The organism is uncultured Anaerococcus sp., assembly GCF_963510915.1.
GTDB lineage: Bacteria > Bacillota > Clostridia > Tissierellales > Peptoniphilaceae > Anaerococcus.
The window spans coordinates 26,022-36,547 of sequence record NZ_CAUPHG010000003.1; the positions used below are offsets into that span (position 1 = coordinate 26,022).

General features: G+C 35.3%; 10 protein-coding genes and 1 other annotated feature. Of the genes, 7 read left to right on the forward strand and 3 right to left on the reverse strand.

Annotated elements, in window-relative coordinates; translation table 11 throughout:
• Positions 1-25 precede the first annotated feature (25 nt).
• Genes RQ893_RS00765 through RQ893_RS00785 form a run of 5 tightly spaced genes read left to right on the forward strand, consistent with a single transcriptional unit; the run spans position 26 to position 4,362 of the window.
• Complete coding sequence (locus RQ893_RS00765) at positions 26-1,018, forward strand: ABC transporter ATP-binding protein (protein WP_399523274.1); 993 nt, start codon at positions 26-28, stop codon at positions 1,016-1,018.
• An 18-nt stretch (positions 1,019-1,036) separates the two neighbouring features.
• On the forward strand, positions 1,037-1,978 hold the full coding sequence (locus tag RQ893_RS00770) for a dihydrodipicolinate synthase family protein (RefSeq protein WP_311481153.1): 942 nt from the start codon (positions 1,037-1,039) through the stop codon (positions 1,976-1,978).
• A complete protein-coding gene (locus tag RQ893_RS00775) occupies positions 1,978-2,853 on the forward strand; it encodes an ROK family protein (RefSeq protein WP_311481154.1) in 876 nt (291 codons plus the stop codon). The genes RQ893_RS00770 and RQ893_RS00775 overlap by 1 nt, the downstream gene beginning before the upstream one ends.
• A complete protein-coding gene (locus tag RQ893_RS00780; protein ID WP_311481155.1) occupies positions 2,850-3,683 on the forward strand; it encodes a MurR/RpiR family transcriptional regulator in 834 nt (277 codons plus the stop codon). Before RQ893_RS00775 ends, RQ893_RS00780 begins: the two co-directional genes overlap by 4 nt.
• Positions 3,673-4,362: an N-acetylmannosamine-6-phosphate 2-epimerase gene (locus RQ893_RS00785; protein ID WP_311481156.1), complete on the forward strand. Its 690-nt coding sequence runs from the start codon at positions 3,673-3,675 to the stop codon at positions 4,360-4,362. Before RQ893_RS00780 ends, RQ893_RS00785 begins: the two co-directional genes overlap by 11 nt.
• Positions 4,363-4,433: 71 nt before the next feature.
• On the opposite strand, the gene murJ is transcribed toward RQ893_RS00785, so the two are convergent.
• From murJ to RQ893_RS00800, 3 genes are all read right to left on the reverse strand, one after another.
• On the reverse strand, positions 4,434-5,936 hold the full coding sequence (gene murJ, locus RQ893_RS00790) for a murein biosynthesis integral membrane protein MurJ (protein ID WP_311481157.1): 1,503 nt from the start codon (positions 5,934-5,936) through the stop codon (positions 4,434-4,436).
• Positions 5,937-6,092: 156 nt separating this feature from the next.
• The gene (locus RQ893_RS00795) at positions 6,093-6,827 is read right to left on the reverse strand and encodes an amino acid ABC transporter ATP-binding protein (protein ID WP_311481158.1); all 735 of its coding nucleotides are present in this window, start codon (positions 6,825-6,827) and stop codon (positions 6,093-6,095) included.
• Positions 6,805-8,379 carry an ABC transporter substrate-binding protein/permease gene (locus RQ893_RS00800; protein WP_311481159.1) on the reverse strand — a complete coding sequence of 525 codons (1,575 nt, stop codon included), beginning with the start codon at positions 8,377-8,379 and terminating at the stop codon, positions 6,805-6,807. The genes RQ893_RS00795 and RQ893_RS00800 overlap by 23 nt, the downstream gene beginning before the upstream one ends.
• A 66-nt stretch (positions 8,380-8,445) precedes the next feature.
• Positions 8,446-8,672: a binding site (T-box leader), on the reverse strand.
• 59 nt (positions 8,673-8,731) lie between these two features.
• Between RQ893_RS00800 and RQ893_RS00805 the strand changes: the two genes are divergently transcribed.
• Positions 8,732-9,232 carry a transcription repressor NadR gene (locus RQ893_RS00805; RefSeq protein WP_311481160.1) on the forward strand — a complete coding sequence of 167 codons (501 nt, stop codon included), beginning with the start codon at positions 8,732-8,734 and terminating at the stop codon, positions 9,230-9,232.
• A gap of 73 nt (positions 9,233-9,305) precedes the next feature.
• Positions 9,306-10,322: a PTS sugar transporter subunit IIC gene (locus tag RQ893_RS00810; protein WP_311481161.1), complete on the forward strand. Its 1,017-nt coding sequence runs from the start codon at positions 9,306-9,308 to the stop codon at positions 10,320-10,322.
• Positions 10,323-10,526 lie beyond the last annotated feature (204 nt).

Below are 10,526 nucleotides of genomic sequence, written 5' to 3' on the forward strand. Positions count from 1 at the left end.
TGATGATATTCTAGTCAGAAATGAAATCAAGGATGAACTTGTTTTTGATGTCAAAAATCTAGAAACACATTTTCCAATCTATGAAGGTACATTTCTCAAAAAACAAACTGGTGCTGTGAAGGCGGTTGATGGGGTATCCTTTAAGGTAAGACGTGGTGAGACTGTTGGCGTGGTAGGAGAATCTGGATGTGGTAAAACTACCCTAGGCAAGTCAATTATGAGACTTGAAAATCCTACTGGTGGTGAAGTTTTATACAATCTCCATGGCAAGATGACAGATGTGACAAAGTTTGACAAGAAAGAATTATTTGAATTTAGAAAAGAAGTTCAGATGGTATTCCAAGATCCATATTCAGCCCTAAATCCAATGAAAAAAATCTACGATTCATTTAGGGCACCTCTAGTAGCCCATGGTGTTACAGAAAAGCAAGATATAGATATGGTAATTGAAGATAGGTTAAAAAGGGTAAACCTAAGACCCGATTATATGTACCGTTATCCACACGAATTTTCTGGTGGTCAAAGGCAGAGATTATGTATAGCCAGAGCTCTTTGTGTATCACCAGAGGTTGTTATCCTAGATGAACCAGTATCAGCCCTAGACGTATCAATTCAAGCTCAGGTAATTAACCTACTCCAAGGTATCCAAAAAGAACTAGATTTAACCTATATATTCATAGCCCATGACCTATCAGTTGTAGAATATATTTCTGATAGGATAGTAGTAATGTACTTAGGTAATATCATGGAAATATCATCAAGTGAAAAGCTGAATAGAAATCCAGCTCATCCTTACACCCAGGCTCTATTGTCAGCTGTGCCAATCCCAAAAGTGGGTGCTGATTCAAAGAGAATTGTGCTAGAAGGAGACGTACCTAGCCCAATAAATAAGCCATCAGGCTGTCCATTCCACAATAGGTGTAGTAAGTGTATGGAAATATGTAAGAGCGAGGTTCCAAAAAGAGTTTTAATAGATGATGACCACGAAGTAGCTTGCCATTTATATACAGGCAAATAAAATAATTAAGGAGATAAAATGAGTAAATTTACAATAAAAGACTTTAAGGGAGTTATTCCTGCTTCACTTTCAATATTTGATATCAACGAAAACCTAGACATTGAAGCTACCAAAGAATTTACTAAATTCTTGCTAGGATTTGATATCCATGGCCTTTACCTAACAGGTTCTACAGGGGAAGGATTCTTAATGAAATCTGAGGAAAGAATGGAAACTGTAAAAGCTGTTATGGAAGTAGCAGGAGATAAAATACCAGTTGTTGTTCATGTAGGAAATATTGGAACAAAAAGGACAATTGAACTTGCAAAACAAGCAAAAGAAGCAGGAGCTACAGCGATTTCATCTGTCCCACCTTTTTATTGGCATTTCAACAGTAAACAAATTTTTAATTATTACAAGGATATAGCAGAAGCAGTTAATATACCAATGATAATTTACAATGTGCCTCTTGCTGGAATGATGAGTGCTGAAATGATTAAAGAATTATCTCAAATAGAAAACATAAAAGGTGTTAAATATACCAACACAGATATATACCAAATTCCACTTATCAAAGAAGCAGTTGGCGATGATTTCATGGTGTATGGCGGGGCAGATGAACTAGCAAGCTCTAACCTCCTAGTAGGCGTAGATGGCATAGTTGGTTCTTTCTACAATTTAATTCCAGATTTATTTTTAAAAATAGATGGGTCAATCAAAAATAATGAAGTAGCTAAGGCTTACGCTTTACAAAAAAATGCAGTAAGGATAATTTCCTACCTAGTTGATGGTGGAAATATGGTAGCAGGAATCAAAGCCGTTCTTAGAGAAGCTGGAATAAATGCTGGCTATGCTAGGAAACCATTTATAAACTTCTATGGAGAAGACCAAAAGAATCTTGCCAGAGGACTAGTTGACCTAGCCAACAAATACGATATGAAAAATATCCACGTAATCGATAAGCTTAGAGAGAAATATTAATGGCGATTTTATGCTTAGACATAGGCGGAACAGAAATTAAGTCCATGCTAAAGAGAGAAGATTTTGAAAAAACTCTTGCAAATTTTCCTTCGAAGGCTGGAACTAATGCTCCTGACATAAGGAACGATGTTTTTAGCCTAGTAGATGAACTAAAAAATGATTATGATATTGATGGGATAGCAATTTCGACAGCTGGTATGGTTGATTACAAAACAGGTATCATAGCTGGTCATGGTCCAACTTTTAAAAACTACAAAGGGTTCGACTGGAAAAAAGAAATTAAAGACGAACTCGGTATACCTGCTGTTGTTGAAAATGACGTAAAGGCAGCAGCCATGGGGGAATTAACCTATGGAGCGGGCAAGGGATTTAATTCAGCTTTTGTTCTAACTGTTGGAACAGGTATCGGCGGGGCCCTTATCCTAGATGGTAAAATTCACAGGGGTGCAAGTGGCCATGCTGGAGAAATTGGTTATATGCCTTTCGAAACTGATAAATTCGAAGCTCTAGCTTCAACTAGCGCCCTAGTTAAGAATTCACAAAAGTTTTATCCAGATAAAAACTTTAAAAATGGCAAGATAATCTTTAATGCAATTGATGATGGGGATGAGGATGCTATTAAACTTGTAGACGATATGACAAGGTTTCTTGCACGAGGTATTGCTAATATAATGCTAATAGTAAACCCTGAACTTATATTAATTGGTGGTGGTATAAGCGAACAAAAAGAAAAATTTTTAGACCCAATTATAGAAAAAGTTAGGGCCTATGTTCCAGAGAATATTTTTGCAGCTACAAGGATAAAAGCAACTGAGCTTGGAAATAAATCTGGACTTTATGGAGCTTATGCTATTTATAAGCAAAATATAAAATGAATGAAAATTATGAATCAATCTTGCCATTAATTGAATCAAAATATGAAGAATTAACTGAAGTAGAAAAAATTATTGCTGATTATTTCCTGGATACAGAAGATGTTGACCTAACATCAAAGGCTGTTTCAAAAAAACTATATACATCAGAAGCGGCCCTAACACGTTTTGCAAAAAAACTAGGATTAACTGGCTATAGGGAGTTTGTATATAGGTTCAAAATTTCGAGAAAGATGAGTTTTGCCAAGAAAAGAGAAACGGCTAGTCCTATTTTTGATACCTATAGGGAGATTCTTTTAAAATCCTACAACTTATACTCTTATGAAGATTATGATAGGCTTGTTGATGCTATCCTATATTCAAAAAGAATTTATGTTTACGGAGTAGGATCCTCAGGTAATCTTGCGGATGAATTTGCTACAAGACTTATAAGGTTAGGATTCGATGCAGAAGCTGTAACAGATACCCATATGCTTTTATTAAATTCAGTTAGGCTTAGCAGGGGAGGTATGGTTATTGGAATATCTTATTCTGGTAAATCTATAGAAGTTATTGAAGGACTTAGGAAAGCTTCCAAGCTTGGATTAAAAACTGTGCTTTTTGTATCAAATGATCAAAGCAATTGGTCAAATGACTTTGATTTTGTAATGCTATTAGCTCATAAGCAAAATTTAGAATATGCCAATATAATATCTCCTCAGTTTCCGGCTATGGTCATGTTAGATATTCTTTTCAAAAAGCTTTATGATAAGAGACTGACATCAGGTGATGTATATATGAAATCTGTAAATGAAATGCTTCAGGTAGTAAAGGAGAAAGACGATGGAAATTAATGAAAAACTTAGTAAGGGTCTAATTGTTTCCTGTCAGGCCCTTGATGATGAACCCCTCCATTCATCTTTTATAATGGGCAGGATGGCTCTCGCAGCAAAAATGGGAGGAGCTGTTGGAATTAGAGCAAATACTGTAGATGATATAAGAGAAATAAAGAAAAATGTAGATTTGCCTATAATTGGCATAATCAAAAAAGATTATGAAGATAGCAGTGTATATATAACACCAACTATGGATGAGGTAGACGAATTAGTAAAAGAAGGTGTTGAAATAATAGCAACCGATGGTACTAATTCGAAAAGACCTAAGAATAAGGGGCTTGAAGATTTTTATAAGGAAATAAGATCTAAATATCCAGATATAAAACTTATGGCAGACTGTTCTACACTTGATGAAGCTTTGTTAGCTGACAAATTGGGATTTGATTATATTGGCACAACCTTAGTTGGTTATACAAAACAATCCCAAAATGATAAAATTGATGCCGATGATTTTAAAATTCTTAGGGAAATAATAGATAAATGTAATCATCCAGTAATAGCTGAAGGAAATATTGATACACCAGCGAAAGCCAAAAGAGTATTAGAACTAGGCGCTTTAACAGTAGTTGTTGGTGGTGCTATAACAAGGCCACAAAATATAACAAAAAAATTTGTTGCTTGCATCGAAACTTTATAATAAATACCCTCTATTAAAAAGAATCCCAAAATTATAAGCAATTTCGGGATTCTTTTTTATACTATTAATTATTAAAACTTTTTAATTTTCTTTGTAAATTTTTCTTTTATTTCATCAAGACCGTCTACTTTTAGGATGAAGATTATTGCAAGGTAGACTATAGATCCTACTAGGATGGTTATTAGGAGGCCTAGGTTTGATGGTTTTAAATTATAGGTGTATTTTACAATAAATCCTAGAGCTATGCCGCCTATAGTAATTTTTCCTAAGTTTTTAAAGATATAAGTCTTATTGAGTTTGCCAAAATATTTTCTATACATAAGTATAGCAAGACCTACTAGGACAAACTGACTTATTGTTGTGGCTAGGGCAAGACCTACTAGACCGTATTTTCCGCTTAGAGCATAATCTAAAAACACATTAACACAGAGTTGGATAAAGGAGATTATGGTTGGAATTTTTGTATTTTGTACCGAGAAGAATGACAGGTATAAAAGATCGGCAACAGCTGGACCTATTAGGTAGATGGTGTAATAAAATAGCACATCAGCTGTCCTTATCATATCTTCATAGCCAAATGCTCCCCTCATGTAAACAAAGGATATGATTGGTCTTGATAGGACCATAAGCCCAACTAGGGAAGGTACAAATAAAATCATTATTTTAACCAGGGTTTTTGAAGTTACATTTTTAACTTCTGCAAAGTTTTTTTCTGCAGTAAGTTTTCCAATTAGGGGGTAGGCTGTAATTTGAAATGGCACTATGAAGGTTGATGACACTATCCTTAATATTTTAAGGGAATAGTTTATTACTGAAACACCACCGTCATTAGCAACGATTGATGCAAAGGATTGGTCAACTATGGTTGATATATAGACAGCTGCCATGGAAAATATTGTGGGTATGGATAGCCTAATTAAAGTTTTAATATCATCATCTATTTCAACTTTGCCCCTAATTCTCTTAAAACCAGCCTGGCGAATTTTATGTGGAAAAACTGCAAATTGGATAAAATACGCTAGGAATATTCCGCCTGCCATGATGTAAATATTTCCTTTGGAAATTGCTACTGTTATTCCCAAAATTATATTTAGGATAAGGAGGGGTAGGGCTGGCGTTATGAAATCTCCCTTGATTTGCAAATATGACGAGAAGATAGCTGCATAAATATTTGGATACATAGTTAATATAACAGCTCTCATAAAAAGTGATGCGATTTTTAATTTTTCTCCGTCATAGCCAATGGCAAACATTTTTACAATGAAAGGTGCAAAGACTAGCCCTAAAATCATTATTGTCGTACATAAAAATAGGGAAAAGTTAAGGAGTTTATTGGTAAAGGCATTGCCTTCTTGGGGTCCTCTTTCCTTGCTTATTTTTGAGAAGGTCGGGATGTAGGTTTTTGATAGGGCATAGGTTATAACTGAGAAAATCAAGGTTGCAGCAGTTGTTGATGTGTTAAAGGCATCTGTTATGGCACCTGTTCCATAAAAATATGAAAATACCATTTCTCTAAAAAATGAAAAGAGCTTGCCAATAAGATTTAATATCATGAGAATAAGGGTGTTATTCATAAAACCTCCCAGTTTTATAAGTAAGGTTGAAAATTTTAGCAAAAAGTAGATAAGCAGGGAAATTTCCTCGCTTATCTACTTTTGTTTTTGATATTATATTTTTTTTCCTGGCTCTTTTTAGAGACCATATTTTTTTGAAATTTTTATTAATAATCATTAGTTATTTAAGAATCTCTTCAAGAATTCTTGTGTCCTTTCATGTGTAGGGTTTTCAAACATATCTTTAGCAGTACCGATTTCTAAGATTATACCCTTATCCATGAAAAGTACCCTATCAGAGACATCCCTAGCAAAATCCATCTCGTGGGTTACAACAACCATGGTCATACCAGATTTGGCAAGGTGGGTCATTACCTCGAGAACTTCACCAACTGTCTCTGGGTCAAGAGCGGAAGTTGGTTCGTCAAAGAGGAGGACATCTGGATTCATACAAAGGGCTCTAGCTATGGCAACTCTTTGTTGTTGACCACCAGAAATCTGGCTTGGTTTGGCGTTTATATATTGGGCCATACCTACAGATTCAAGGTATTTAAGGGCTGTTGCCTTGGATTTTTCCTTCGATTTGTTAAGGACCTTAACCTGACCAACCATACAATTTTCTAGGATGTTTTTGTTGGCAAAGAGGTTAAAGTTTTGAAAAACCATACCAACCTTGGACCTGTATTTTCTCCTATCAAAGGAATGGTCTAGGATATTTTCTCCTTCATAGATTATTTGGCCACTGGTAGGCTCTTCAAGGAGGTTTAAGCAGCGAAGAAGTGTTGACTTACCAGACCCTGATGAGCCTATAATTGTAACCACTTCGCCCTTTTCAACTTCCATATTTATATCTTTGAGAACGAGGTTGTCTCCAAATTTTTTTTCTAAATTATTTACTTTGAGTATTGACATTTATTGCTCCTGTTGATGATTCTAAGATAAAGTCCCTATCGCTAAATCTTCTTTCTAGTAGTAGTAATAATCTAGTAATAGTAAAGGTTAGGACTAGGTAGATTACTGCTGTGATTAGGTAGGTTGGGAAATATTGGTAGGTTGATCCTGCAACAGACTTAGACATGAAGAATAATTCTGTAACAGAGATTACGTTAAGAACTGATGTATCCTTGATATTAATCACGAACTCATTTCCTAGGGAAGGAAGGATGGTTCTAATAGTTTGTGGGAGGATAATACCAGTCATGGCTTGCCAGTTGGTTAGACCAATAGCTTTACATGCCTCAAATTGTCCACTATCAACCGCATTGATACCACCACGAACTACTTCTGAAAGGTAGGCACCTGTGTTTATTGATACGATTAAAATCGCTGCAAACATGGTTGAAAGGTCGATATCGAAATATTGTTTCAACCCATAAAAAATGATTACGGATTGAACCATCATTGGTGTACCCCTGAAAACTTCTACATAAACTGAAAGTAAGATGTTTACAAGCTTGTGGAAGTAATATCCGATAGGATTTGTTCTCTTATTAACATCAATTCTTCTAATGATTGCTACTAAAAGTCCAATTATAAAACCTAAAATGGTTGATAAAATTGCTATAAATAAGGTATTTACAACACCTTTTAGGAAGAGAGATGAGTACTTTCCCCAAATTTCTTTAACTTCTGTGATAAAAGTTTTTGGAGCTTCATCCTTGGTAGTTATAGCTACCATCTCGGTCATTATTTCATCTTGAACCTTATCTATATCAAGTTCTTTTAGATAGTTATTAATTTCTTCTGTCATTGGAGAGCCTTTTACAAGACCTACTGCAATGGTTGTATCAGAATCAGAAGTCTTGAAGTTATGCTCATCATCAAATTTTATATAGGTGAGGTTTGGATTTGAAGAAATAGCTGACTCAGCTCCTGCTTCTTCAGAAATATAACCGTCAAGTGTACCGGCATTGGTAGCTGCAATCATAGTTGGGAAAGAATCCATAGGTTCTTGTTTATCTACGCCTTCCATCTGGTCTACCATGTTGGCGTGGAAGGTACCAAGCTGGCCTGTTATCTTTGCTCCCTTAAAATCGTTAATTGATTTGGCATTTATATATTTTGAATTTTTTGGTACAACCACAACCATTTTTGCCCTATAGTAAGGAAGGGAAAAGTCGATTTGCTGGCGCCTTTCATCAGTTGGACTCATACCTGCAAGGATGGCATCAATCTTGCCACTAGTTAGGGCAGGGATAAGTCCGTCCCATTCAATTTTATAAATTTCAAGTTTTTTGCCAAGCTTATCTGCAATATTTTTTGCAAATCTCACATCGTAGCCGTTAGCATATTCGCCTGGTGAATTGGCAACAGGCACGCCTCCGTTTGAATCATCTGTCTCTGAGAAGTTGTAAGGAGCGTAGTTTACTTCCATACCAACTCTTAGTACGTCTTCACTTGCATAGGTCTTTCCAATTGGAAATAAAAGAATAAGTGCAAGTAAGAAATTAACAAGTCTTTTCATAATATTCCTTTCTAAAATTTATTTGATTGTAGATTCAAAAAAAGCCCTTATCATCCATCGCTGGATAATAAGGGCGAAAATCGCGTTACCACCTTAATTCATGTATTTTTCACAAAATACACCTTAGAAAGTACAATCATACTCCTTTGCTATAACGTGCAAAACTCGTCCTCGGATCAAATCCCCGAGAAGACTCCAAGTCTTTATTCGCTAAAGTCATCGATATCCCTTCACACCAACTGGGATTCTCTTTAATCTTTTTCCTTAGTTACTCTTCTCTTCTTTGTCTTTAGTTTAGTTTACACGCATACCTAAAAAAAGTCAAGTTTATTTTTTGGAGTAAAGTATTTATATGGATTTACGTGAAAGAAGAATAGAAATTATAAAAATTTTACAAGAGGCAAAAGAACCTATTTCTGGAAAGGACTTGGCAGAAAGATTTGGCTTATCAAGACAGGTAATAGTCAAAGATATTGGTATCCTAAAGGCAGAAGGAGTAGAAATTATATCAACTAATAGGGGCTATAAGATAAAAGATAAGCAAGTCTGCGAGATGGTTGTAAAGGTCAAGCATGACAAAAGTGCCATAGGCGATGAGCTAAATATCTTAGTTGATAGAAACATCACCATTAAGGATATTTTTATAGTTCACAAGGTCTATGGTACTATTAGGAAAAATCTTGATATTTCTTCAAGAAATGGAGTAAGGATATTTTTAAAAAATCTTGAAAATGATGCACCCCTTCTAAGGCTAACCGATGGTGTACATTATCATAGCCTTGTTGCCAAAAATCTTGATGATATGGAGAAGGCTTTAAATATATTAAGAGAGAAAAAATATTTATTGGAATAATTTCCCGGTGTATATACAGATAGTTTGTTTTGTGGTATCATAAAATAGATTATTGATTTTATGAGAGGAAATTATGAAAGAATTTTTAAAGAAAAAAGGAATTAGTCTGGATCCTAGGGTTTATTTTATTGATGCCTTGGGAGCTATGGCCTTTGGTTTGTTTGCTTCCCTACTAATAGGAACCATAATTAATTCTGTGGGAAAGGTTTTTGAAATATCCTATTTTACGGAAAGAATTTGGCCTTTGGCAAGTTCTGGCGCAGGAGCTGCGATTGCAACTGCCATTGCCTATAGCCTTGATGCGCCAAAATTAGTTTTCTTTGCCAATACTATTGTTGGCCTTGGCGCCTATGAGCTTGGCGGTCCAGTTGGAGTTTATGTGGCAAGTATAATAGCTGTTGAATTTGGTAAACTTGTGTCAAAATCAACAAAACTTGATATAATAGTAACTCCTCTTGTCACAATCCTAGCTGGAGTGGTATTGGGAGATGCGGTAGGACCTTATGTAGCAAGTTTTATGACAATGCTTGGTGATTTTATAGTAAGGGCAACTGAGATGCAACCATTTTTCATGGGAATAATTATTTCTGTATCAATTGGTGTAGCCCTCACCCTACCCATATCTTCGGCAGCTATCTGCATGATGTTATCCCTATCGGGTCTTGCAGCAGGGGCTGCGACTGTTGGCTGTTGTTGTCAGATGGTTGGTTTTGCTGTTATTTCCTATAGGGACAATGGGATTGAGGGACTTTTTGCCCAGGGGCTAGGTACATCTATGTTTCAAGTGCCAAATACTATCAAAAACCCTTGGATTTGGCTTCCACCAACTCTTGCATCAGCTATTCTCGGACCAGTTTCAACCATGGTCTTTAAGATGACAAATATTCCCCTAGGCGCAGGAATGGGAACAAGTGGTTTGGTTGGTCAAATTGGGACTTTTCAGTCAATGGCAGGAGAAAATTTTACAAGTCTTGTAATAAAGCTAGTACTTATACAAATTATTTTGCCAGCGGTTTTATCTCTTATAATCTATAAGATAATGAGGGAGAAAAACTTAATCAAAGACGGGGATATGAAAATAGATTTCTGATAAGAAAACTTATACCAACCATTACTTAAAATTATTTTAATGGAAATTTAATGTAAATATCATATAATTAAGACAGAAAGCATAGTAATATGCTTTTTTCTATTTGTAGAACTTTAAATTTTTGAATTAGGAGTAAATATGGAAAATAAAAAAATGAATTTCGATAAATTTAAAATAAAAACCCAACCAGGAACTCATATAGGA

Bases quoted from the DNA above. Each gene is read 5' to 3' on its own strand.
- RQ893_RS00770 (WP_311481153.1), top strand. From the start codon at position 1,037: ATGAGTAAATTTACAATAAAAGACTTTAAGGGAGTTATTCCTGCTTCA.
- RQ893_RS00775 (WP_311481154.1), top strand. From the start codon at position 1,978: ATGGCGATTTTATGCTTAGACATAGGCGGAACAGAAATTAAGTCCATG.
- RQ893_RS00780 (WP_311481155.1), top strand. From the start codon at position 2,850: ATGAATGAAAATTATGAATCAATCTTGCCATTAATTGAATCAAAATAT.
- RQ893_RS00785 (WP_311481156.1), top strand. From the start codon at position 3,673: ATGGAAATTAATGAAAAACTTAGTAAGGGTCTAATTGTTTCCTGTCAG.
- murJ (WP_311481157.1), bottom strand. From the start codon at position 5,936: ATGAATAACACCCTTATTCTCATGATATTAAATCTTATTGGCAAGCTC.
- RQ893_RS00795 (WP_311481158.1), bottom strand. From the start codon at position 6,827: ATGTCAATACTCAAAGTAAATAATTTAGAAAAAAAATTTGGAGACAAC.
- RQ893_RS00800 (WP_311481159.1), bottom strand. From the start codon at position 8,379: ATGAAAAGACTTGTTAATTTCTTACTTGCACTTATTCTTTTATTTCCA.
- RQ893_RS00805 (WP_311481160.1), top strand. From the start codon at position 8,732: ATGGATTTACGTGAAAGAAGAATAGAAATTATAAAAATTTTACAAGAG.
- RQ893_RS00810 (WP_311481161.1), top strand. From the start codon at position 9,306: ATGAAAGAATTTTTAAAGAAAAAAGGAATTAGTCTGGATCCTAGGGTT.